Source organism: Paractinoplanes brasiliensis (genome assembly GCF_004362215.1).
Lineage (GTDB): Bacteria > Actinomycetota > Actinomycetes > Mycobacteriales > Micromonosporaceae > Actinoplanes > Actinoplanes brasiliensis.
Map to the genome: position 1 here is coordinate 1,612,675 of NZ_SNWR01000001.1, position 24,086 is coordinate 1,636,760.

13 protein-coding genes and 1 pseudogene are annotated in these 24,086 nt (G+C 71.9%); 3 read left to right on the plus strand and 11 right to left on the minus strand.

What is annotated here, in order from left to right; genetic code table 11:
- Window positions 1–56: 56 nt before the first annotated feature.
- Complete coding sequence (gene leuS / locus C8E87_RS06830) at window positions 57–2,861, minus strand: leucine--tRNA ligase (RefSeq protein WP_239080602.1); 2,805 nt, start codon at window positions 2,859–2,861, stop codon at window positions 57–59.
- 186 nt (window positions 2,862–3,047) lie between these two features.
- Entirely contained in the window at window positions 3,048–5,921 is a 2,874-nt protein-coding gene (locus C8E87_RS06835; RefSeq protein WP_239080603.1) for a M36 family metallopeptidase, read from the minus strand.
- 312 nt (window positions 5,922–6,233) lie between these two features.
- On the opposite strand from C8E87_RS06835, the gene C8E87_RS06840 reads away from it, so the two are divergent.
- Genes C8E87_RS06840 through C8E87_RS06850 form a run of 3 tightly spaced genes read left to right on the plus strand, consistent with a single transcriptional unit; the run spans window position 6,234 to window position 11,016 of the window.
- The gene (locus tag C8E87_RS06840) at window positions 6,234–7,283 is read left to right on the plus strand and encodes an AAA family ATPase (RefSeq protein ID WP_133872295.1); all 1,050 of its coding nucleotides are present in this window, start codon (window positions 6,234–6,236) and stop codon (window positions 7,281–7,283) included.
- A gap of 2 nt (window positions 7,284–7,285) precedes the next feature.
- Complete coding sequence (locus tag C8E87_RS06845) at window positions 7,286–8,584, plus strand: DUF58 domain-containing protein (RefSeq protein ID WP_133872296.1); 1,299 nt, start codon at window positions 7,286–7,288, stop codon at window positions 8,582–8,584.
- Window positions 8,581–11,016, plus strand: a complete 2,436-nt coding sequence (locus C8E87_RS06850) for a transglutaminaseTgpA domain-containing protein (protein ID WP_133872297.1) — start codon at window positions 8,581–8,583, stop codon at window positions 11,014–11,016. Before C8E87_RS06845 ends, C8E87_RS06850 begins: the two co-directional genes overlap by 4 nt.
- A gap of 364 nt (window positions 11,017–11,380) precedes the next feature.
- Here the strand turns inward: C8E87_RS06850 and C8E87_RS06855 are convergent, their stop codons facing one another.
- From C8E87_RS06855 to C8E87_RS06905, 9 genes and pseudogenes are all read right to left on the minus strand, one after another.
- Window positions 11,381–11,770: an SCO2097 family morphological protein gene (locus tag C8E87_RS06855; RefSeq protein ID WP_133872298.1), complete on the minus strand. Its 390-nt coding sequence runs from the start codon at window positions 11,768–11,770 to the stop codon at window positions 11,381–11,383.
- Between the two features lie 100 nt (window positions 11,771–11,870).
- On the minus strand, window positions 11,871–13,166 hold the full coding sequence (gene dinB, locus C8E87_RS06860) for a DNA polymerase IV (protein ID WP_133872299.1): 1,296 nt from the start codon (window positions 13,164–13,166) through the stop codon (window positions 11,871–11,873).
- Between the two features lie 252 nt (window positions 13,167–13,418).
- A complete protein-coding gene (locus C8E87_RS06865) occupies window positions 13,419–14,600 on the minus strand; it encodes an alkaline phosphatase family protein (RefSeq protein WP_133872300.1) in 1,182 nt (393 codons plus the stop codon).
- A 78-nt stretch (window positions 14,601–14,678) separates the two neighbouring features.
- Window positions 14,679–15,419: a class I SAM-dependent methyltransferase gene (locus C8E87_RS06870; RefSeq protein WP_203720923.1), complete on the minus strand. Its 741-nt coding sequence runs from the start codon at window positions 15,417–15,419 to the stop codon at window positions 14,679–14,681.
- A gap of 20 nt (window positions 15,420–15,439) precedes the next feature.
- Window positions 15,440–15,835, minus strand: a complete 396-nt coding sequence (locus tag C8E87_RS06875; protein WP_133872301.1) for an SSI family serine proteinase inhibitor — start codon at window positions 15,833–15,835, stop codon at window positions 15,440–15,442.
- A gap of 32 nt (window positions 15,836–15,867) precedes the next feature.
- On the minus strand, window positions 15,868–19,197 hold the full coding sequence (locus C8E87_RS06880) for an error-prone DNA polymerase (protein ID WP_133872302.1): 3,330 nt from the start codon (window positions 19,195–19,197) through the stop codon (window positions 15,868–15,870).
- Between the two features lie 8 nt (window positions 19,198–19,205).
- Window positions 19,206–21,473 (minus strand): DNA polymerase Y family protein, encoded by a 2,268-nt coding sequence (locus tag C8E87_RS45355; RefSeq protein WP_239080604.1) that lies wholly within the window; start codon window positions 21,471–21,473, stop codon window positions 19,206–19,208.
- A gap of 637 nt (window positions 21,474–22,110) precedes the next feature.
- Window positions 22,111–22,878 (minus strand): annotated as a pseudogene (gene imuA' / locus C8E87_RS06900) (DnaE2-dependent mutagenesis accessory factor ImuA'); the annotation flags it as partial.
- 560 nt (window positions 22,879–23,438) lie between these two features.
- A complete protein-coding gene (locus tag C8E87_RS06905; protein WP_133872303.1) occupies window positions 23,439–23,912 on the minus strand; it encodes an SAV_6107 family HEPN domain-containing protein in 474 nt (157 codons plus the stop codon).
- Window positions 23,913–24,086: the final 174 nt, after the last annotated feature.

Sequence of the window (24,086 nt, forward strand, 5' to 3'; positions counted from 1 at the left end):
CAGCAGAAGGCCCACCACCCGGCGTACGGGCGGTGGGCCTTCTGCTGTGCGGAGGCTCAGACGACGACGCTGACCAGCCGGCCGGCCACCACGATGACCTTGCGGGGCTCGCGACCGGCCAGCACCTCGGCCACCGCGGCCAGCGCCCGCTCGCGCACCTCGGCCTCGGGTGCGGCCGGCGGCACCTCGACGCGGGCCTTGACCTTGCCGTTGACCTGCACCGGGTACGTGATCGACTCGGCCACCAGCTGCGCCGGGTCGGCCACCGGGAAGTCGGCGTAGGCCAGCGAGCCCGAGTGCCCCAGCTTGGTCCACAGCTCCTCGGCCAGGTGCGGGGCGAACGGCGACAGCATCAGCAACAGCGGCTCGACCGCCTCGCGCGACACCGCGGGCAGCGGCGTCAGCGTGTTGGTCAGCTCGATCAGCTTCGCGATGGCGGTGTTGAAGCGCAGCTCGTCCAGGTCTTCCCGGACGCCCGCGATCGTGCGGTGCAGCGTCTTGCGCACCGCCGGCTCCAAGGGCTCGTCGGAGACGCGTGCCGCCCCGGTCTCCTCGTCGACGACCAGGCGCCACACCCGCTGCAGGAAGCGCTGCGACCCCACCACGGCCCGCGTGTCCCACGGGCGTGAGACGTCCAGCGGGCCCATCGCCATCTCGTAGACCCGGAACGTGTCGGCGCCGTACTGCTCGCACATCTCGTCGGGCGTGACGACGTTCTTCAGCGACTTGCCCATCTTGCCGTACTCGCGGACGACCTCCTGACCGTCGTAGAAGTACTTGCCGTCGCGTTCGACCACCTCCTCGGCCGGCACCACGACACCGCGGGCGTCACGGAACGCGTACGCCTGGATGTAGCCCTGGTTGAACAGCCGGCGGAACGGCTCGAACGACGAGACGTGGCCCAGGTCGTACAGGACCTTGTGCCAGAACCGGGCGTACAGCAGGTGCAGGACGGCGTGCTCGACGCCGCCGACGTACAGGTCGACGCCGCCGCAGTCGCCGTCGCGCCGCGGGCCCATCCAGTACGCCTCGTTGTCCGGGTCGACCAGGGCGTGAGCGTTCTTCGGGTCCAGGTAGCGCAGCTCGTACCAGCAGGAGCCGGCCCACTGCGGCATGGTGTTGGTCTCGCGGGTGTACGACTTCAGGCCGTCGCCCAGGTCCAGCTCGACGTTGACCCAGTCCTTCTTGCGCGACAGCGGGGTCTCGGGCTCGCTGTCGGCGTCGTCCGGGTCGAAGGTGCGCGGCGAGAAGTCGTCGACGTCGGGCAGCACGACCGGCAGCATCGACTCGGGCAGCGCGACCGGCAGCCCGGTCTCGTCGTAGACGATCGGGAACGGCTCGCCCCAGTAGCGCTGCCGGCTGAACAGCCAGTCACGCAGACGGAACGTGGTGGCGCCCTTGCCGTGCCCGTGCTGCTCCAGCCAGGCGATGATCTCGGCCTTGGCCTCGATGACGCCCTTGCCGTTCAGCCAGTCGCTGTTGATCGCCGCGCCCTCGCCGGTGTACGCGCCCTCGAATCCCTCCGGGGCCTGCACCGTACGGATGATCGGCAGCTCGAAGACCTCGGCGAACTCCCAGTCACGCACGTCCTGCCCGGGCACCGCCATGATCGCGCCGGTGCCGTAGCCGGCCAGCACGTAATCGGCGATGAAAACCGGGATGCTCGCGCCGTTGACCGGGTTGGTCGCGTACGCGCCGATGAAGACGCCGGTCTTCTCCTTGCCCTCGGTGCGCTGCTCCTCGGTCTTCGCGGCGGCCTCGGCCCGGTAGGCCCGGATCGCCGCGGCGGGCGTGTCGTACCCGCCTGACCATTTCGGATTCGTCCCGTCCGGCCAGGCCGCCGGAGCGATCTTCTCGACCAGCTCGTGCTCGGGCGCCAGCACCATGTAGGTGGCCCCGAACAGCGTGTCCGGCCGCGTGGTGAAGACGGTGATCTTGTCGGCGCCGACCGCGAAGTCGACGTGCGCGCCACGGGACCGGCCGATCCAGTTGCGCTGCATCAGCTTGACCGGTTCCGGCCAGTCCAGCGTGTCCAGGTCCTCGACCAGGCGATCCCCGTACGCGGTGATCCGCATCATCCACTGCTTCAGGCTGCGCTGGAACACGGGGTAGTTGCCGCGCTCGCTGCGGCCCTCGGGCGTGACCTCCTCGTTGGCCAGCACGGTGCCCAGGCCGGGGCACCAGTTGACCGGGGCCTCGCTGACGTAGGCCAGGCGGTGGTCGTCGATCAGCTTGCGGCGCTCGACCGGCGACAGCTCGGCCCAGGGCCTGCCGTCCGGGGTGGGCTTCGTCCCTTCCTCGTACGCGGCGATCAGCGCGCCGATCGGGCGGGCCTTGCGCACCGACGGGTCGAACCACGAGTTGAAGACCTGCAGGAAGATCCACTGCGTCCACCGGTAGTAGTCCGGGTCGGTGGTCGCGAACGAGCGGCGGTCGTCGTAGGCCAGTCCCAGCCGGCGCAGCTGGGTCTTGTAACGCTCGACGTTGGCCGCCGTGGTCACCGCCGGGTGCGTGCCGGTCTGCACCGCGTACTGCTCGGCGGGCAGGCCGAACGCGTCGAAGCCCATCGGGTGCAGCACGTTGAAGCCGGCCATCCGCTTGTAGCGGGTGTAGCTGTCGGTGCCGATATAGCCGAGCGGGTGCCCGACGTGCAGTCCCGCACCGGACGGGTACGGGAACATGTCCTGCACGTGCAGCTTTGGCGCGCCGGCCCGGGGGTGCGAGGGGTCGGCCAGCTCGCCGGCCGGGTTGGGCGCCTGGAACGTCCCGTTCTCGGCCCAGTAGGCCTGCCAGCGCGGCTCGATCTCATTGGCCAGCGCGGCGGTGTAACGGAACTTCGGGGTCTCTGACTCGCTGCTCATCGTCGGCATCCGTCTTCGTGAGGTCTCGGTGGCTGGACATGAAAAAACCCCTCACGCAGGAGGGGTCGCCGTGCTGTACGCCTAAAGACGTTCGCAGCACGGCCGGCTAAGAAGCAGGAAATGCCGAGCCATGCGTTGCATGATACCGGTCGCCGCCCGAGAGCGGCGACCGGTATTGGATGCGCCTTACGCCGCCGGTCCGTAGACCGCCAGTTCGGTGCTGTCGAGGAACACGCAGCCGCTGACCGTCGGCGGCTGGCCGGCCGGGCAGAGGCCCGCGTCCTGGCCCTGCGAGGTCAGCATCGTGTACCGGACGAACTGGATGCCGTCGCCGGTGCCCGCGGCCAGCGCGACCGGGGTGGGCGTGGCGGCGCCGACCGGGAAGGTGCCGCTCGCGGCGAGCGCCCAGGTCGTGCCGTCGACCGAGGTCTCGACGCGGTAGCCACCGGTGCCGGCGGTCTCGTCGTCACCACAGGTGGCCGACGGGTTGATCACCAGTTCGGAGACGTCGACCGCGCCGGAGAGCCGGATCACGGCGTTCTGTCCGGCCTCGGTCTCGGGCAGGACCGAGCCCCAGCCCGAGATCTGCGACTGGTCGATCAGCTGGGCCGGGCCACACCCGTACGCGGTGTAGTCGTCACCGGTGAAGCTGACGATCCCGGCGCCGCCCGAGGAGGCGGCCCAGTCCTTGCGGACCGTCCAGTTCTCGGTCTTGGCGCCGGAGTTGATCGACAGCGTCTTGACGACGATGTCGTAACCCGCGCCCCGGGCGAAGACCTTCGCGTACGTGCCCGGAATGATCCCCGAGATCGTGTACGTGCCGTCCGCGGCGGTGGTGGCCCGGTAGTCGCCGGCGAAGCCGGAGGCGTGACCGCCGAACGCGACGGTCAGGCCGGCCACGTTCGCGCCGGTGTCGGTGTCGGTCACCTTGCCCTTGAGGGTGCCCCGCGGCGAGTTGGCCGACGGCGGCATCGAGAAGTCCTCGACCGGCTGGGCGTCGTCCCCGTCGATCGAGGCGGCGAAGTACCCCATGCCCCGCTTGGCGAAGACCTTCCAGATCGTCTTGGCGTTCTTGCCCTTGTTGACGACCAGGTCGGCGGCGAGGATCGAGTTGCGCATGTCCAGGAAGGACGGGTTGGCCGGCGAGAGCTCCATGCCGCGCGTCACGATCGACTGCGTGGTCTTGCTGCCGAGCGCCTGACGCAGGTCCCACAGGGTCTGCGCCCAGATCTCACCGTCGGCGTGCACCTCCGGGCCACCGGCATAGATCTTGCCGTAGTCGCCGTAGGTGAAGCCGCCCGGACCGGCGCCCGGGGTGCCCGCGCACTGCGTCGCGGTCGAGCCGACCGGGCAGTCCAGGGCCTCGTAACGGATCGTGCCGCCGGCGGTCCAGTGCTTGCCGACCAGCATCTCGCCCGGCTTGGCGGTGTCCTTCTCGAGGCCCTCGGCGGCCAGGTAGTCCAGGGCGTAGAAGTCGCTCCACGCCTCACCCATCGCGCCGCCCTGCTGGTTGCTGAGCGTCGAGTTGCCGTTCGCGTCGACGACCAGGCGGTTGGACAGGCCGTGGGTGTACTCGTGGTAGACCACGTCGGCCTCGTCGCCGGTGTTGGCCGCGACCGAGCCGGGACCGGGATTCAGCAGGTACATCTGCATGATCGGCGGGATGCCGTCAGGCGGGGTGTTCATGTTGGCGTTGTCGCTGTGCTCGCCGTCGGGCAGGCCGTCGGCGGTGTTCGCGCCGTCCATCGCCTGCCCCTGCACGGCGTCGCCGTCGCGCGCCTCGAAGTTGCCGGCCGCCCGGGTGAAGCCGATCGGGGCGGACTTCAGATGGTCGTGGAAGGTGCCCAGGAAGGCGAAGAGCTGCACCGCGTTCTGCTTGCGGTTGGTCTGCCACGAGTTCGGCGTCTCCGGGTCCCACGAGCACGGGTACGCGTCCGAGCAGAGACCACCGACCTCGTCGTTGAAGTCGACGAACGGGTAGTTCCAGGAACGCACGCCGGAGGGGCCGACCTCTTCGGTGGCGTCGGCCAGGTCGTTGTCGTTGACGTCCGACCACACGTGCGCGACGTTGCCGCTCAGGACGCGCGCGTTGTTGGGGAGCCAGCCCTTGGCGGCCAGGTCGACCGGCTGCTGCTTCCCGCCCTTGGCCGCGCCCGGGTAGTTCTGCCACACGTCGGCACGGTCGTTGGCGATCGTGCTCTTGCGGTAGAGCACCTCGCCGGTGGCCGCGTCGACCACGTGCACGTAGCCCTCGTCGACGACGATCGTCTGCCAGGCCAGGCGCGGGCCCGTGGCGGTCTGGAACCAGACCTGCTTGACGTTGCCCTTGTCGCTGAACGTGGTCTTGCCGGCCTCGGTCTTGGTGACCTTGGCGGTGGACGAGCCGAACACATCCTTGACCGCGGCTGCGCGGGCAGCGGTGGCGGACAGCTTGGCGCCGCCGGCGCTCGACGGCAGCGACTTGAGCGGCGAACCGTCGACCTGCACCAGACGGCCGTCCTTGGTGACGTGCGCCTTGAGGCCGTTGCCGAAGACCGGCACACCGTCGGCCACCTGCACCCAGCTCAGGTGGTGGGCGCCCTCGATGTCGACGTAGTCCTGCCGCAACTCGAGCGTGGCCAGGTCGGCCGCGTCGATGCCGAACACCTCGGGGTGGGCCTTGATGTAGTCGAACGCGATCTTCGCCGGCTTCGTCCTGCTCGGCCCGGTGAGGAAGCCGTCGAGCTTCGCCACCCGGCGCGGGGTGCCGGTCGCCTTGTCGATGTCGACGATGCCCTGGATGCCCAGCGAGTCACGCAGCGTCTTGACCGCGTTCCCCGTGGGCGCCGGGACGACGGCGCGGCTCAGGGTCGCGGTCGGCTGCGCCTCGGCGCGGGCGACCAGGTTCTGGCGGCTGTCGTAGTCGGCTCGCCTCTGCTGCTTACTGTCGGTTGCCCCGGTGACTGCGCCGGGTAGCGGCGCGGCCTGCGCCTGCGCGGGCAACAACGCCGCCAGCAGGACGATGCCGGCGGCCGCCGCCCCGACCCGCCGGGTCGCGGACGGTACGGATAACGGTCTCAATTCAGCCCCTCTCGGCCGGGCTCAGATGCGGCCGCGAGCAGGGAAAAGGCCCGCCGACCGGCACCTCACTCGTGTGGCCCGTCGATGGCTGATGCTCTTGAACATCGGCAAATATAACTAGGGCGATGTCTGATTCTTTACCTATCTGATACTCATGTCCGGTTGACGGTTGTCGAATCAGGCCGATGGCCGACATCGGCGAGTTGCTGTGATCGGGCTAACCTGTGAGTGACGGGCGGCTCGTTCAGCTTTTCGCTGCCCTTTCGCCCCGGCTGCGCAAGATTGGCGCGCACACCAACCTGGAGGAGGCCCGTGACAACCCCGACCTGGGACGAGCCCGGTGGACCGATGCCGAACGAGGACTTCCGCGCCGCGACGCAAGCCATCATGGCCAACATCGAACAGGTCATCGAGGGCAAGAGCGCCACGGTCCGCCTCGCTCTGGCGGTCCTGCTGGCCGAGGGTCACCTCCTCATCGAGGACGTGCCCGGCGTGGGCAAGACCAAGCTGGCCAAGGCCCTCGCCCGATCGATCGACTGTTCCGTGCGCCGCATCCAGTTCACGCCCGACCTGCTTCCCAGCGACGTCACCGGCGTGAGCGTCTACAACCAGGAGCAGCGCGACTTCGAGTTCAAGCCCGGAGCCGTGTTCGCCAACCTGGTGGTCGGCGACGAGATCAACCGCGCGTCGCCGAAAACCCAGTCCGCCCTGCTGGAGTGCATGGAGGAGCGGCAGGTCACCGTCGACGGCACCACGTACGAGCTGCAGGCGCCGTTCATGGTGATCGCCACGCAGAACCCGATCGAGATGGAAGGCACCTACCCCCTGCCCGAGGCGCAGCGCGACCGGTTCACCGCGCGCATCGCGATGGGGTACCCCGACCCGCGGGCCGAGCTGGCCATGCTGGGCGGGCACGGCGCCCACGACCCGCTGAACGATCTGCGGGCCGTCGCCGACGCCGCCATGGTCCGCCGGCTGATCGCCACCGCGCGTGACGTGCACGCCGCCGAGGCCGTCCAGCAGTACGCGATCGCCCTGGTCACCGCGACCCGGGAAGCGCCCGAGATCCGCCTCGGCGCGTCCCCCCGCTCGACGCTGCAGCTGCTGCGCACGGCGAAGGCCGTGGCGGCGCTCGAGGGCCGCGACTACGTGCTGCCCGACGACCTGCAGACGCTGGCCGTGCCGGTTCTCGCGCACCGCATCATCCCGACCGCGGACGCGCAGCTCAACCGCCGCACCACTGACGCGATCGTGTCCGAGATCGTGCACCGGCTGCCGCTGCCGCACGACCGCAACCGGTCGCCGTACGACACCCGGAACAACGTCGCCGGCGGCAACCAGTACGAGCCGCGGGGGCGCTGAGCATGCGGGAGGCCCTGCGAGGGCTGACCACGCGCGGTCGCTCGTTCCTCGCCGCGGCCGCCGCGGCCGGCATCTCCGCGATCATCCTCGGCGAGCGTGACCTGCTGCGGGTGGCGATCCTGCTCGCCGCCCTGCCGCTGCTCGCCGCCGCGTACGTGGGCCGCAGCCGGTACAAGCTGGCCTGCACCCGCTCGCTCGACCCGGGCCGCGCGCCGGTCGGGTCCAGCGCGCGGGTCATCCTGCGCCTGCAGAACATGTCCCGCCTGCCCACCGGCACCCTGCTGCTGGAGGACAGGCTCCCGTACGCGCTGGGCAGCCGCCCCCGGGTGGTGCTCGAGCGGCTCGGGTCGCACCAGGCCAGCAGCGTGGCGTACACGGTGCGGGCCGACGTGCGGGGCCGCTACCCGATCGGGCCGCTGGTGATCCGGCTGACCGACCCGTTCGGCCTGTGCGAGCTGACCCGCTCGTTCCCCAGCATCGACAAGCTCACGGTCATCCCCCAGGTGTTCACGTTGCCCCCGGTCCGCCTCGCGGGCGAGTACGCGGGCACCGGCGAGAGCCGCGCCCGGTCGGTGGCGGTGCACGGCGAGGACGACGCCGCCACCCGGGAATACCGCCGCGGCGACGACCTGCGCCGTGTGCACTGGCGCTCCACCGCCCGTACGGGTGAGCTGATGGTGCGCCGCGAGGAACAGCCCTGGGAGAGCCGGGCCACCGTGGTGCTCGACACCCGGGTCTACGCCCACCGGGGCGAGGGCCCGACGGCCAGCTTCGAATGGGCCGTCTCGGCCACCGCCAGCATCGCCATGCACCTGCGCCAGCAGGGTTACAAGCTGCGGCTGGTCACCGGCTCGGGCATCGACATCGACGCGGCCGAGGCCACCGGCGAAGGCATCATCCTCGACACCCTGGCCGATGTGAAGCCCGCCCAGAACGGCGACATCTCGGTGCTGGTCGAGCAGGTGCGCCGCCGCTCCGACGGCGGCCTGGTGATCGGCATCTTCGGCACCCTGACCGTGCCCGAGGCCGAGCTGCTGGCCGGCCTGCGCGGCAACGGCGCCACCTGCATCGGCTTCGCGATCGACAGCTCGACCTGGGTCTCCATGAGCCCCGGAGAGCGCTCGGAGGCCGACCGGGAACACTCGGCGGCCGCACTGGCCCTGGTGCACAGCGGCTGGCGTTCGGTGCCGGTCGTGCACGGGTCGACGCTGCCCGCGCTGTGGCCGGCGGCTGCCCGCGGCTCCAGCGGCTTCGCGTGGCGGGCGGCGATGGCCGAAACCGTGAGCGGGGTGAACCGATGAGCGGCCGGCGCCGTCTCGGGCTCGTCGCGGCGGGGGCGACCCTGCTCGCGGCCGCGCCCATCGTCTCCATCTTCGACAGCTACACCTGGCTGATGCAGTGCCTCGTCACCGTGGGCCTGATCGCCGGAGCCGCCGTCGGGGCCCGCACGCTGCGGTTCCCGACGTGGGCCCAGGCGCTCAGCATGATCCTGGTGCTGCTGCTCACGCTGACCTGGCTGTTCCCCAGCGGCGAAGAGTTCCTCATCCCGACGCCGAGCACGTTCGGCCACTTCGCCGATCTGTTCACCCAGGCCGGGCAGGACACCCGGTCGTACGGGGTGCCGGTGCCCGACCGGGACGGCCTGCTGTTCGTCACCGTGCTCGGGATCGGCTCGGTCGCGATCGCGGTCGACCTCCTGACCGTGGTCGCGCGCAAACCGGCCCTGGCCGGCCTGCCGATGCTGGCGATCTACTCGGTGCCGGTCGCGGTCTACATCGACAGCGTGCCGGTGCTGCCGTTCATCATCGGGGCCTTCGGCTTCCTGTGGCTCCTGGTCAGCGACAACATCGACCGCGTACGCCGGTTCGGGCGCCGCTTCACCGGCGACGGGCGCGACGTCGACGTGTGGGAGCCGTCGCCGCTCGCCGCGGCCGGCCGGCGCCTGGGCGTCATCGGCGTGGTCGCGGCCGTGTTCCTGCCGCTGCTGGTGCCCACGATCAACGGCGGGCTGCTCTCGCGGCTCACCCAGACCGGCACCGGGGTCGGTGTCGGCCCCGGCAACGGCACCGGCGGGCGGATCAACCTGTTCGCCTCGCTGAGCGGCCAGCTGACCCGCACCGACGTGGTCGAGCTGGTGCGGCTCAGAACGGACGAGCAGACACCGTACTACCTGCGCTTCGGGGTGGCCGACCAGCTGACCAACAACGGGTTCGGCAGCCGCACCCCCAACGGCGAGAGCGTCACGCAGGGCCTGCCCGACCCCCGCACCACGACGCCGACCGCCAACTTCAGCAACCACCGGGCCCAGGTGCAGGTCAGCGACAGCCTGCAGCAGGGCATGCTGCCGCTCTACCAGAACACGGTGGCCGTCGACGGGCTGCAGAGCGGCTGGAACTTCGACGACAACCAACAGGTTGTCTTCTCCAACCGCAGGTCCACCAAGGGCCTTGCCTACACCTTCGAGTACGTGCGGGCCAAGCCGACCGCCGCCCAGCTGCGGCAGGCCGAACCGCTGAGCCCCGACGACCCGATCGTGCGGCTCAACACCGCGCACCCGGACGACGAGGCGGTCACCAAGCTGGTCGACCGGCTGACCGCGAACAAGCGCACCGAGTACGACAAGATGCGGGCTCTCTACGAGTACTTCTCGACCAAGAACGGCTTCACCTACCGGCTGTCCACGCAGTCCGTCGGGGCCAGCTCCGAGATCGCGGCGTTCCTCGAGACCAAGGTCGGCTACTGCCAGCAGTACGCGGCGGCGCTGGCCTGGATGGCGCGGGAGGCCGGGATCCCGGCCCGGGTGGCGTTCGGCTTCACCCGGGGCCAGCGCGAGGGCGACACGTACGTGATCACCAACCGCAACGCCCACGCGTGGACCGAGGTGTACCTGCGCGGCTTCGGCTGGATCCCGTTCGACGCCACCCCGGCGGCGAGCGTGGCCGGCGCGGCCCGCTCGGACTACGCACCCGACGTCGACCTGCCCACCGAGGCCCCGACGGCGGCCGAGTCGCAGGCGGCCCCGGGCGCCGACCCGTCCGCGGCGGGCGGCGCCGAACGGCCCGACCGTAGCGACTTCAACGAGCCGGGCGCGGCCGGCCCGATCGACGGCGGCTCCTCCGGCGTCTCCGGCAGCGCCCTGCTGATCATCGCCCTGGCCGCCCTGCTGCTGGCGTTGCTGCTGGTCCCGGCGTTGCGACGGGTCCTGCTGCGCCGGCACCGGCACGCGGCCACCGTCCCTCCCGACCCGAAGGTCACGACGCTCAGCGGCCCCGCCGACATCGTGGTCACGACCGAGACGGTGCAGGCCCGAGCCGACGCGCACGCGGCCTGGGACGAACTGATGGACACGATGATCGACTTCCGGATCCCGATCGACCCGACCGAGACGCCGCGGGTCACCGCCCAGCGGCTGATCAAGGACGCCGTGCTGCTGGCGGAGCCCGCCTCCGCGGTGACGCTGCTCGGCACGGCGGAGGAAAGGGCCCGGTACGCCCGCAAACCCCTGCAGGGTGGCGAGCTGACCGTGGCGCTGGGGCAGGTCCGCAAGGGGCTGTCCCGGTCGGCCAACCGGCGGACCCGGATCAACGCTGTCCTGCTGCCGCCTTCGGTGCTGATGCGGTGGCGGCTCGGGCTGGCCGAGACCTCGGCCCGGCTGGTCGGGGCGAGCGGGCGGTTGCGGGACGTGCTGGCCAAGGCCAGTCCTCGTCGGCTGTTGCCGCACAAGGGACGCTGACGTCGCTCAACAGAAATGCCGCCCCTTGGTGGGGGCGGCATTTTCTTTGCCTCGGCGGCTCGCTGCGTACCCTCGGCAAAGCCACGGGCCCCACTGCCTCACATCTCACCGTGCCCGTCGCCGCCGCTTTCCAGGGGATTCCTGCTCCGGCCGGCCGCCGCGTGGGCTGGTGTCGGCGCGGACCGCTTCCGGCGCGGACGGCCTCGGCGCGGGGCACTTCGCGTATGGCTCTCGGCGAGCGGGCGGCTCCTGGCGCGGGCGTCGCAAAGACCGATGGCGGCTCGGTTGGCCGCCATCGTGGTCGTTGAGTTGTGGTGAGAGATCCGCGGCTGCCGTCGCCGTCAGCCGCGGGTCCGCGGGACCGTCAGCGATGCCCCTCGGGGCGCCGGCGCCAGCGATCCTCCAGCCGGTCGATGAAACCGCCCTTACGGGTCTGACGGGTGCGACGCGTGGCGGTGCCGCCCACGGCCTGCAGGTCGGCCGGGGCCGAGCTCTTGCGGCGGGACTGCATCGCGAAAGCGGCGGAACCCAGCATGACCACGAAGCCCGCGACACCCAGCGGCGTGTTGCTGCTGACCGTGCCATAGACGACCAGCGCTAGGCCAAGGACGATGACGAACGCGGCGACCAGCAGCCGGCGCCGTGCGTGAAAACGCGGGTCGCTGGCCCGCACAGCCGAGGCGAACTTAGGGTCCTCGGCAAGCGACCGCTCGATCTGATCGAACAGCCGCTGCTCGTGCTCCGAGAGCGGCACGGCATTCCTCCCCGGGCGCAGATCCAACCCCCCAGGCGGGGTCGGGGTGTCACTAAGGTAAGTGGCGCGGGACAGCCGTCGGCTGCCTTACCAAGCAAGTCTACGAGGGGGTTGGCGGGTCGGAAAGCGGGACGACCGCCGAGTGCGGGTGATTTTCGGTTCTTCGCAGATCGCTTTGTCCCAAAAGACTGGCCGGACCGACACTCGTACGACCGAAACGGGCGATTACTGCGTCCCTGGCCGCTTCCGCCTCGCGCCACCCCCGCTCCGGCTCACCCAGGCTGAGCTGCCGCGACGTCGTGGCGGCGGGGGTCAGCCCCTCGACCCGCACGCCGACGAGCCGGATGTGGTCGCTCGCGGCGAGGGCGGTGAACAGCGACCACGACGTCTCGAAGATCTCGCGTGCCACATCGGTGCTCGTGGGCATCGTGCGTGACCGGTTGACCGTGCGGAAGTCGGCCAGGCGCACCTTGATCGCCACCGTACGGCCGACGAAGCCGCTCGCCCGCAGCCGCGACCCGACCTTGTCGGCCAGCGCCAGCATGCTCCGGCGCAGCACCTCGGGATCGGCCACGTCGACGTCGAAGGTCATCTCGGCGCCGATCGATTTCTCCTCGCGCTCGGGGCTGACCCGGCGGGGGTCCCGGCCCCAGGAAAGCTCGTGCAGGTGGGTGGCGGCGGCCTCGCCCAGGGCCCCGCGCAGCATCCCGGCCGGGGCATGCGCGATCTCGCCGACCGTGGTGAGCCCGAGCCGGCGCAACGTCTCGGCGGCACGCTCGCCGACCCCCCACAGGGCCTCGACCGGCAGCGGATGGAGGAACTCGAGCACCAGCCCGGCCGGGACGACCATCAGGCCGTCGGGTTTGGCCCGGGTCGAGCCCAGCTTGGCCACGAACTTGGTCGGCGCGACCCCGACCGAGCAGGTGAGCCGCTGTTCCTCCTGCATGCGACGGCGGATCAGCCGGGCGATCCCGGTGGGCGGCCCGAGCAGGCGCTGGGCGCCGGCGACGTCGAGAAAGGCCTCGTCGGACGAGAGCGGCTCGACCAGCGGGGTGACATCGCGGAAGATCGCCATGACGGCCTCGGACGCCGCGCTGATCGCCGGCCCGTCAACCGGCAGGAAGATGCCGCGCGGGCAGAGGGCCCGCGCTCGCGCTGTCGGCATGGCGCTGCGTACGCCGAAGCGGCGGGCCTCGTAACTGGCCGAGCTGACCACGCCGCGGGGGCCCACACCGCCCACGATCACCGGCTTGCCCCGCAGCTCGGGCCGCGCCCGCACAGCCACCGAGGCGAAGAACGCATCCATGTCGACGTGCAGGATCGTGCAGCCCGCGTCATCGGCACCCGGCCCGAAACGCGGGTCACGCCCCCTCGGCACCGCCTGGCTACGCCCCACGCCAGGAGGTTAACCGCACCCCCCGACAAGATCGCCCGCCAGCTACGACTTTCCGGACATGAAGCATGAATCGCCCGGTGCTGCCATCCCCACCCCCCACCCGCCTCGGGGAGATGGGTGAAGACCCTACGCCTTGTCAAGGTGGCGATGAGGGTTGTCCACAATGGCGGGCTGTCCACGGGGCCGGGTGCGGCCGGGCGCCGGATGTGCATACCCCCCGACATCGTGAGCCGCGCGCCGGCCGGACCCAGGTCAGCGGGCGATCAGCAGCGGGACCTGCATCTCGGCGGCGGTCACGGAGGCGTGGTAGGCGATCAGGCGGCCCACGGCGGGCGGCTCCCACCCCCCGGCCAGGGCGACCACGCGGCCCAGGCAGACGATCACCACGTCACCGATCCGGTTGCGGTGGGGCGGGGCGACCGGGCCGAACCAGCCGCCGTCGATGACCTCGTCCCGGGTCAGGACCCACGCCTGGTCGCCGAGGATGCCGCGCCAGGTGGTAACCACGTCGTCGAGGGCGCCCGGCGCCGCGTAGAGATAGCGGACGCGCGGCTCCCCCGCGACCCCGGTGACGCCCGCGCGGAGGTCCGGAATGTCGGCCATGTCGTAACGCGCGTCGGCGGGGACATTGAGCTGGCCGTGGTCGGCGATCACGAGCAGGGCCGAGCGGGGCGGCAGCCCGTGCACGATCCGGTCGACCAGCATTTCGACGCCACGGGCCGCGGCCCGCCACGACGGGGAGTCGACACCGTCCTCGTGGCCGCTCTTGTCGAGGTCGGCGTGGTAGCCGTAGACCAACGTGGGGCCTTCGGCGGCGGACAGGGCCGCGATCATGTCGGCCGCGAGGTCGCTCTCGCCGGCGAAACGGGCGCCGCCGTACGCGGAGACGGTCAGGCCGCTGCCCTCGAACTCCCGCTTGCTGATGGCGGTCACGGCCACCCCGGAGGCCGCGGCGGCGGCGAAGCGGGTGGGCGCCGGCTGCCACTGGACGGGGTCGGGGTCGTTCTTCCAGTGGATGTGGTTGAGCGTCCGGCCGTCGGGGCGCCGCACGGTGAAACCGAGGATGCCGTGCACGCCCGGGGGAACACCCGTGCCGACAGTGACGAGGCTGACCGGGGTGGTCGAGGGGAAACCGGCGGTCAGGGTGCGGGCCGACGTGGCCAGATCGGCGACCGTGGGGGCGTACGGGGAAAGGACCGGGAGGTTGTGGGTGCCGAGCCCGTCGATCAGCAGGACGCCTACCCGGGTCACCCCGTCGAGCCGGTCGCGCAGGCCCAGCACGTCGCCGGCGCCGGGCACGCCGAGCACCGAGCACACGCTGGGCAGGACGTCGGCCAGGCTGTGTGAGCCGTACGCGGGACGCACCGGCTCGAGCGCGGCGGCGGGCAGACGGTCGGCGGGCACCACGAGCGGCTCGGTGGTCACGCCGGTCATCCGATCACGTCCCGGCGCCCGGCGCGACCGTTCGCCCCTCGCCCGGGGCACGGCGGCGGGGTCAGCGCGGCGAGACGGTCAGGGCTTGCGGGCGAAAAGGTGCAGCTGGGAGGCGATGTCCCGGAACGGCGGCCGCGACGACAACTCGAGTTCCAGGTCGAGCAGCGTCTGCGGATCCTCCTCGACCACCGCCGCCGGCAGCAGATCGGCCAGGACCCGTACGCCGTGGATCTGCTCGACCGTGAGGCCCGCCGCCCCGAGCAGCGCCGTCGCGCTTTCCGCGTCGTAACGCCGCCGCAGTGTGTCGCGGGTCCCGGCGCGCCCCTCGGGGTCGGACGCGACCGCGGTGGCCGCCCGCAGGTGCCCGTTGATCGCCCGGCCCAGGATCGCCGCCGCCCGGCTCGCCACCAGCACGCTCGCCGCTCCCCCGGGACGCAGCGCACCGGCGATCGCGGCGACCACACCGGCCGGGTCGTCGACGACCTCGAGCACCGCGTGGCACAGGATCAGGTCGGCGCTGGCCGGCGCGACCAGGGCGGCCAGCGCGTCGCCGTCGCCCTGCACGGCGCGGACCCGGTCGGCCACTGCGGCGTCGGCGGCGCGGCGGGTCAGGGCGGCCAGCGCGTCGGGGCTGGCGTCCACGACGGTGACGGTGTGTCCGGCCTCGGCCAGCGGCACGGCGAACCCGCCGGTGCCACCGCCGACGTCCAGCACGGTCAGCTCGCGGCCGGGGTGACGCTCCAGCTCACGCCGCAGCACGGCCCAGACGGCGGCGGTACGGGCGGAGGGGCGGGCTGCCCGTGTCGATGCGATTTCCACACGGGCAGCGTAACGGCCGTTCAGAACCGGAACAGCACTCCCGTGGCACGGCGCATCTCGCAGGTGTTGCCGTAGCGGTGCTTCCAGCTCACCTCGCGGCCCTGCCACGTGCCGGTGAGCTCGGCCGTCACCGGCTGGTAGAGCAGGATGCAGGCGCGGTTGGCGGGCTTGATCCGGTCCGGGTCGGCGTCGACCTCGGCCAGGGCCGCGCAGGCCTCGGCGGGTTCGGGGTGTCCGCCGCCGGGCGGGTCGCAGGTGAGCGTGACCGTCACCGCGGACCCGGTGTCGGCGACGTGGCTGAGCTTGAGCTGCTCCTGCGGTGCGGGGCGCGGGTGACCCCCGTACGGGGGCCTGGGGTCGGGAAGTGGGCCGAGGACGGCGGTGACGGCGGCTGCGGCGAGAACGACAGGAAGCATGCCGCTAAAGGTACAAAATCGGGCAAGTCGAATCAGCGGAAGTCCCGGGAGGCCGGCGAAACCGGTGGGGTGACCGCCTCCAGCCGGTCGGCCACCAGGTTGAGCACCCCCTCGGCCTTCTCGAGCCGGCCGCGCACGAGCAGCGCCGAGCTGGTGCGCGCGACCCGCCGGTAGCGCTGCCACAGCCCCGGGGAGCAGGTCACGTTGAGCATCCCGGTCTCGTCCTCGAGGTTCACGAACGTCACCCCGCCCGCGGTGGCCGGGCGCTGCCGGTGGGTGACGATCCCCCCGACCCGGATGCGGGCGCCCGCCTCGACCCGGCTCAACCGGTTGATCGGGATCGCGCCCGCCCTGTCGAGGTCGGCCCGGATGAACTGGGCCGGGTGCGAGTCGGGCGACAGGCCGGTGGCCCACACGTCGGCGACCAGTTCGTCGACCGCGCTCATGCCAGGCAACATGGGCGCGTCGGTGCCGGTCACCGTGCCGGGCAGCCGGTCGGGCCGGTCCTGCGCGGCGGCTCCGGCGGCCCACAGCGCCTCCCGCCGGGTCAGCCCGAACCCGGCGAACGCGTCGGCGGTCGCCAGCGCCTCCAAGTGGGCGGTCGTGCAACCCGTGCGGCGGGCAAGATCGGTCATTCCCCCGTACGGGCCGTGGGCGCGCCGTTCCTGCTCGATGCGCTCGGCCAGCTCCTCCCCCAGCGAACGGATGCTGCCCAGCCCCTGCCGCACGGCCGGGCCGCCCAGCCCCCACGCGTACGGGGGCTCGCCGGGCAGGGCGCCCCACCGGGTCTGGGGTGCCGACTCGAGGGTGGCCTTGGCGTCGCTCAGGTTGATGTCGGGCCGGCGCACCTCGACCCCGTGCCGCCGGGCGTCGTCGACCAGCGACTGCGGCGAATAGAAGCCCATCGGCTGCGCGTTCAGCAGCGCCGCGCAGAAAGCGGCCGGGTGATACCGCTTGAGCCAGGCGCTGGCGTAGACCAGGTAGGCGAAGCTCATCGAGTGGCTTTCCGGGAAGCCGTAATTGGCGAACGCGGACAGTTTCACGAACAGGTCGTCGGCGAGCTCGCCGGTGATGCCGTTGGCGGCCATCCCCTCGTACAGGCGCTTCTTGATTCTCTCCATCTTCTCGATCGACCTTTTCGAGCCCATCGCGCGGCGCAGCTGGTCGGCCTCGGCCGGGTCGAAACCGGCAACGTCGATCGCCAGCTGCATCAACTGCTCCTGGAAGAGCGGCACGCCGAGCGTCTTCTCGAGCGCGTTGCGCATCAACGGGTGTGGATAGGTGACCTCTTCCTGACCGTTCTTGCGCCGGATGTACGGGTGGACCGAGCCGCCCTGAATGGGTCCGGGGCGGATGAGCGCCACCTCGACCACCAGGTCGTAGAACACACGCGGTTTGAGCCGGGGCAGGGTCGCCATCTGGGCACGGCTCTCCACCTGGAAAACGCCCACCGAATCGGCCCGGCAAAGCATTTCGTAGACCTCGGGATCGGTCAGGTCCATGGTGGAGATGTCCAGGTCGGACTCGATCATTTCGTACGCGTACCGCAGCGCGGACAGCATGCCCAGCCCCAGCAGGTCGAACTTGACCAGCTCGATCGCCGCGCAGTCGTCCTTGTCCCACTGCAGCACCGTGCGGCCCGGCATCCGGCCCCACTCCACCGGGCACACCTCGATGATCGGGCGGTCGCAGATCACCATGCCGCCCGAGTGGATGCCCAGGTGCCGCGGGAAGTCCTGCACCTGGTTGGCGAACTCGACCACCTGCGGCGGGATGTCCTCGACGTCGACGGTGGCCACGCTGCCCCACCGGTCGATCTGCTTGCTCCAGGCGTCCTGCTGGCCCGGCGAGAACCCGAACGCCTTCGCCATGTCCCGCACCGCCGACCGCGGCCGGTACGAGATCACGTTGGCGACCTGGGCCGTGTGCTCGCGCCCGTACTTGCGGTAGACGTGCTGGATGACCTCCTCACGCCGGTCCGACTCGATGTCGACGTCGATGTCGGGCGGGCCGTCGCGTTCCGGGGCCAGGAACCGCTCGAACAGCAGGTTGTGCGCCACCGCGTCCACATTGGTGATGCGCAGCGCGTAACAGACCGCGGAGTTGGCCGCGCTGCCCCGGCCCTGGGCATAGATGCCCTGGTCACGGCAGAACTGGACGATGTCGTAGACGACCAGGAAGTAACCCGGGAACCCCAGCTCCTCGATCATCCGGAGCTCGTACTCGATCTGCTCGTACGCCCGGGGGTGCGCCTCGGGTGGGCCGTAACGGTCCCGGGCGCCGCGCATCGTGAGCTCGCGCAGCCAGGTCATCTCGGTGTGCCCCGGTTCGGGGATGTCGAAATCGGGCAGCCGCGGCGCGATCAGCTCGATGTCGAACGCCAGACCCTCGCCGAACATCGCGGCCGCCTCGACAGCCCCCGGGTACGCGGCGAACCGGCGGGCCATCTCGTCGCCGCTGCGCAGGTGGGCGGTGCCGGCCGCGGGCAGCCAGCCGTCGATCTCGTCAAGGCCGCGGCGGGACCGGACAGCGGCCAGCGCGGTGGCGAGCCGCCGCCGGGCCGGGGTGGCGTAGTGCACGTTGTTGGTGGCCACGACCTCCAGGCCGCGGCTCTTGGCCAGCGCGAACAGGACGTCGTTGCGGTCGTCGTCGTACGGGTCGCCGTGCGCGGTCAGCTCGACGGCGACATTCGGCCGGCCGAACAGGGCGACCAGACGATCGAGCTCGTACGCGGCGGCGTCGACCCCCTCGGTGGCCAGCGCGAGCGGGACGGGGCCCTTGCGGCAACCGGTGAGGATCAGCACATGGTCACGCAGGGTGGCCGCGATCTCCTCCAGGTCGCCGTACTCGGGCTTGCCCTTCTCGCCGCCGGCCAGCTGCGCGCGTGACAGGGTGGCGGCCAGACGCGCGTACCCCTCGTGACCGTGCGCGAGGGCGAGCAGGTGACGGCCCTCCGGGTCGGCCTCGCCGTTCTGCGGCTTGGTGAGGTCGAGGGAGAGCTCGGCGCCGAAGATCGTGGGCAGGCCGAGTTCGCGGGCGGCCTGCGAGAAACGGACCACGCCGTAGAAGCCGTCGTGATCGGTGACGGCCAGGCCCCGCAACCCCAGGCGGGCGGCTTCCTCGGCGAGTTCCTCGGGGTGACTGGCCCCGTCGAGGAAGCTGAAATTCGAGTGACAGTGCAATTCCGCGTACGGGGTGACGCTCTGTTTCCTGATGAGGGCGGGGGCCGCGTACGCCTGACGCTTGCGCGACCACGCGGGCGAGTCACCGCCGTCCCCGTCGATCGCCAGCGGGTCGACCACCTTGCCGGTGAGCGTCTTCTCGAGCTCCGACCACGAGATCTTGGGGTTATGAAAGCCCACGGAAGCCCCTAGTCATAGATCGCCTCGACGGCCCAGTGCCCCCCGGAGAGGCTGAGCAGAAACGCCCGCCCGTCGGAGAGCAACACCTGGAACCGCGCCCGCCGCCGCGCCTGCTCGGAGTCCCACCAGCGCTCGTCCACCGGCCACGGCCCGGCCCACCCCGCGATGGCCACGGGCCGGGCACGCTCGACGATCAGGGCCGCCGGGCTCCCGGTGAGATCAAGCCGCGCGCTGACCCCCACGGCCTCCCCGTCCCCGTCGAGCACCACCGCCGGCACGCCGTGCCCCAGCACGATCGCCGGCGCCGGCCTGGGCACCCGCCCCGGCCACGGCGGTTCCTTCTTGACCTTCTTCCGCCCCTTGCCCGCCTTCGCCTCCGCCCGCTGGGCCGCTTTCCCTTCCTCCATCCCACCGGGCTTCTCACTCCCTGACGCCCGCGCCGGCGTTTCCGTCCCGTGCCCGGCGCCTTGTCGCCCACCCGGCACCACCCCCAGCACCGGCCGGCCGGCTGCCCCTACCAGCTCCAACCCAGGCCGCTCGCCTTTGCCTCCCGCCGATACCCCTTCCTCCTCCAGTGCCTCTTTCTGTCGGCCACCGTCCCTCGTCCCCTCTTGCTTCTCCTTTCGCCGGCCTTCATCCCGCGCCTTCTCTCGCCGGCCCCTGTCCCACAGCCCATCCCCCGTCTCCCTGTCCTGTCTCTCCCTATCCCCCGTCTCCCCGTCCTGCCTCTCCCCGTCCCACACCTCACTCCGCGAACCCCCGTCCCGTAGTCCTTCCCGCCACATCTCCATTTCGGACAAATGCGAAATGGGAGTTATTGCACCCTGGGGATCGCGGAAGGGGCGACGGGTGAGCTCCGCACCCTCCACGGGTGGCCAGGGGAACGCCCCTTCTTCGGGGGCGGGCTCATCGCGTACGGGGGATGGTGGGTTGGGGAGATGCAGCGTGAGCTCGGCCTGGGTGTGGCGGGACAGCACCGGGACGGTGGTTATGCCCGGAATCGGGTCGGCGTGGGGGGCCGCGGGCCGGTGCGGGTCACGTTCGTCGCCCCAGGGGACCAGGCGGATCTGGTCGTCGGCGTTACGGCCACCGCCCAGCACGGGGGTGACCACCGACTCGGGTCCGAGCAGGCCCTGCACCCGGCTGAACGCGCGATGCGCCCGTTCCCGGTCGGCCCCGGCGTCACCCCACAGGCCGGGCTGAAGTCCGAGGTGGACGAGCACACCGTCGGGGATCAGGCGCAACCGCACCAGACCCGCGGTCGGGCGTGCCGGAGCACCGCGGCGGGCGCCGGTGAGCCAGCCGTCCAGCTGCCAGCGGACCCGTTCGGCGATGGCGGCCGAGGTCAGCGTGCCGTCGTGCCGCCAGACGCGGTGCAGTTCCTGGCCGTTCGCGGTGACCGCCTCGATGCCCAGGCGGGTGCAGGCCAGCCCGTACGCGGCGAGTTTGTCATGCAACCGCTCGGCCAGCGCACGCCCGGCGAAGGCGGCCACGTCGACCCGTTCGAGCGGTTCGTCGTACGTCTCGGAGACCTCCAGGTCGGGCGGCGGCCGGCGCACCGCGAGCGGACGATGGTCGAACCCGGCCGCGAGCCGATGCGCCAGCGCCCCGTCGAAGCCGAACCGGGTCAGCACGTCCCCCGCCGGCAACGCCGCGAACTCGCCCAGCGTCTTGAGCCCGAGCCGCTTGAGCAGATCGGTCAGCTCGGGCCGTTCGAGCGCCTCGATCGGCTGCCCCCGCAGGAACTCGGCCGTCCCGCCGGGCGCGATCACCCGGCCGGCCCGAGCCGCGAGCCCCGCCGCGAACACCCCATCGGCGATGCCGACCTGACTCTCCACCGCACACGACTCGGCGACCTGCTCGACGATCCGCTCGGCCGCGGTTTCCTCCCCGCCGAAGTAGCGCGACGGCCCCCGAGCGGCGACCGCGCACGCCCCCGGCCGGATCACCTCGACCCCGGCGGCCACCTCCTCGACGGCCGCGACCACCGGCTCGAACGCCCGCGCGTCCCGGCCCGGATCATGCTCGACCGCCTCGACCTGCGGGCATCTGCTCTGCGCTTCCCGCCGCCGGAGCCCCCGCCGTACGCCCTCCTGCCGCGCCGCCTCCGAACAAGCGATCACCCGGTTGCCGTGCAGCACGACAACCGGCCCCGCGGACGGCACCCCGAGCACGATCTCGGCCGCGATGACCGGCCAGTCCGGGCACCAGAGCAGCATGGTCCGCGCCCCGACCGTCCCCGCCACGGCCCGGCTGCCCGCCTCCCGCCCCGCCATGTCACATCACCGCCGTCATGTGCGCGTCGTTCTTCTTCCCCCGAAAAGCCACAACCCGCCCATCCCCGGCAACCGCTTGCTTCCCCGTACGGGTTCTGCCGCCGGCACCCGCTTCCCCGCCGACAGCCACCTGCTTTCCCGTACGCGTCTCGCCACCACCCGCTTCCCCGGCTGCAGCCGCTTCGTTTCCAGTGCGCATTTCCCCACCCGCTCCCGCACTCGACCCGGCACCCACTTCCGGAGCGCCGAACCCTCCCGCTCCTGTACGCGTTTCCTCGCCGTCATCCGCACTCGACCCAGCACCCACTACCGGAGCGCCAGACCCTCCCGCTCCTGTACGCCTTTCCTCGCCGTCGCCCGCACTCGACCCAGCACCCACTACCGGAGCGCCGGACCCTCCCGCTCCCACGTCCGCACCTCTTCCCCTTCCGGCGTTCGGCAGTTCGCTTCCCACCAGCGGGATGACCAGGGACAGCCGGGGCGGAGGGGCGCTCACAGTCGAGACGGCCCTCACAACCGGGGCGGGCCCCACAACCGGGGCGGCACTCGCAACCGGGACGGCACTCGCGGCCGGGGCGACACTCGCGGCCGGGGCGACACTCGCGGCCGGGGCGACACTCGCGGCCGAGGCGGCACTCGCGGCCGAGGAGGTGGTTCGCGGGGTTGGCGAGGGAACGGCGCTGAGGTGCGGCTTGGCCGGACGATCCACGGTGGAGTCCCCGCGGGAAGGCGCCGGCGGCAGGGTCAGCGGGCGGATCGTGACCCCCGGCATCCACATGGTGATCTCTTTGGGGCGGGCCGCCGCGCCCCGACCACGGGCCAGAACCCGCACCTCGCGTCGGCGCAGGCGGCCGTGACCCCGGTCGAGCCCTTCCCAGCGGGCTTCGAGAACACTCAGGGTCACATCGGCGCCGGCCCAATCGCCGTACGGGACCAGGACACTTCCCCGCTGCCGGGCCCGCGCCACCAGGCGGGAGGCGATCGAGGCGGAGACTCCCCCGGGGACGGCCAGCACGATCACGTCCACGCCGTCGATGAGCGCGGCGACGACGGTGGGCCACTCGGGCCCCGGATCGGGCACCAAAGCCAGCCGGTCGAGGGCGATGCCACTTTCGGCGGCGGCTGTCGCACCCAGCGACGGCACGCCGACGACAGCACACCACGACCCCGTACGGGATGCCTCGGCCAGCAACGCCAGCACCAGTGACGTCCCGCCCGCTGCCGCAGCGGACCGTCCCGCGGCCACCGCCACCGTGCTGCCCCGGCGCAGTCCGTGCCCCGGCAGCAGCGCACTCAACTCGGGCGCGACCGGCAACGTCCGATCAAGACCCGACGTCTCGGTCTCACCCGCCGCCCGAACCAGCTCAGCAAGGGCGGCCGCACCGCTGATCATGCGTCCCGCCATGTGTTGCCTCACTCTTGTTGCTCAGCTCTTCCCCTCACCCCGCCACCCGGCAGGCCGCCCACCCGTCACCCCTGCGGCCGTCCTGCCCTTCATCCCGCCGGGGCCGCCCACCCGTCACCCTGCAGGCCGACCTGCCCTTCATCCCGGTCAGGGCCGCCCACCCGTCACCCTGCAGGCCGACCTGCCCTTCATCCCGGTCAGGGCCGCCCACCCGTCACCCTGCGGACCGCCCTGCCCTTCATCCCGGCAGGGCCGCCCTGCGGGGCGTCTCGGCAAGTCCGACGGGCCGACCTGCCCGTCTTTCCTGGCAGGTCGACCCGCCCCGATCACTCCGCCCGATCGCCCGGCGGGCCGCTCTGCCGGCGTCCCGCGTCGTGTCAGGGCATGACTGATCAGCGGCCTCCGGGAAGGAAGCCGCCGAGCAGTGGGGAAGAACTGCCCGGACAGATCCGGGTCACAAGCCGTCGCCCCACCGGCCACTTCGGACCGGCGGACGCGGCCGGAGTCAGGCAGCCGGCGCCGCCGTCCGGGCCACCACCGGGGCCGCACCGGCCGACGGGTCAGGCGGCCAGTGTGGGCTGGTAGGCCAGGCCCAGCGACGACTCGACCACGGCCACGAACTGTTCGGCGGCGCGCAGCAGGTCGTCGGCCTCGCGGGGAGTCACCACGCGTGGGATGCCGGCCTCGGCCGCCGCGCGTTTGGAGGCTCCGAGAGCGAAGTAGTTGGCCCATTCGCCGAAATCGGGCGCCACCAGCACCAGCAGCGACCAGACGCTGGTCACCTTGCTGCGCCGGCTGGCCGGGGCGGGGCGGGCCCGAGCCGCGAGAACAGCGGCCGCGGCTCGCAGCGCGGCCAGGTGAGCCGTCGCGTAACGGATGCCGTCGGGCTGCGTGCGCGCCGCCTCGGCCAGCCCGTCACGGGCGATGGCCAGCAACTGGGCGGGCGTGCGCTGCGGAAGCATGTGAGCCGGAACGGTCGGGGCATCAGCCCGGGCCGCCGCCGTCGGCGCATGCGCCAACCCGGGCACGGTCATGCCGGAAACATCCGCACCGGACGAAACCCGCCGGGAAGCCACCCCCGCGGAAGCCCTCGCGGAAGCCCCCGAGCCGTTCCCGGCCTGACGAGCCCCGTCCTGCCGGGAAGGCGAAGCTTGTGACGGCACAGCCTGGGACGGCACAGCCTGGGACGACACAGCCTGAGACGGCAC

Excerpts from the sequence above, each read along its gene's own strand:
- C8E87_RS06850 (WP_133872297.1), top strand. The coding sequence starts at position 8,581 with ATGAGCGGCCGGCGCCGTCTCGGGCTCGTCGCGGCGGGGGCGACCCTG.
- leuS (WP_239080602.1), bottom strand. The coding sequence starts at position 2,861 with ATGAGCAGCGAGTCAGAGACCCCGAAGTTCCGTTACACCGCCGCGCTG.
- C8E87_RS45355 (WP_239080604.1), bottom strand. The coding sequence starts at position 21,473 with ATGGCGGGGCGGGAGGCGGGCAGCCGGGCCGTGGCGGGGACGGTCGGG.
- C8E87_RS06845 (WP_133872296.1), top strand. The coding sequence starts at position 7,286 with ATGCGGGAGGCCCTGCGAGGGCTGACCACGCGCGGTCGCTCGTTCCTC.
- C8E87_RS06865 (WP_133872300.1), bottom strand. The coding sequence starts at position 14,600 with ATGACCGGCGTGACCACCGAGCCGCTCGTGGTGCCCGCCGACCGTCTG.
- C8E87_RS06875 (WP_133872301.1), bottom strand. The coding sequence starts at position 15,835 with ATGCTTCCTGTCGTTCTCGCCGCAGCCGCCGTCACCGCCGTCCTCGGC.
- C8E87_RS06905 (WP_133872303.1), bottom strand. The coding sequence starts at position 23,912 with ATGACCGTGCCCGGGTTGGCGCATGCGCCGACGGCGGCGGCCCGGGCT.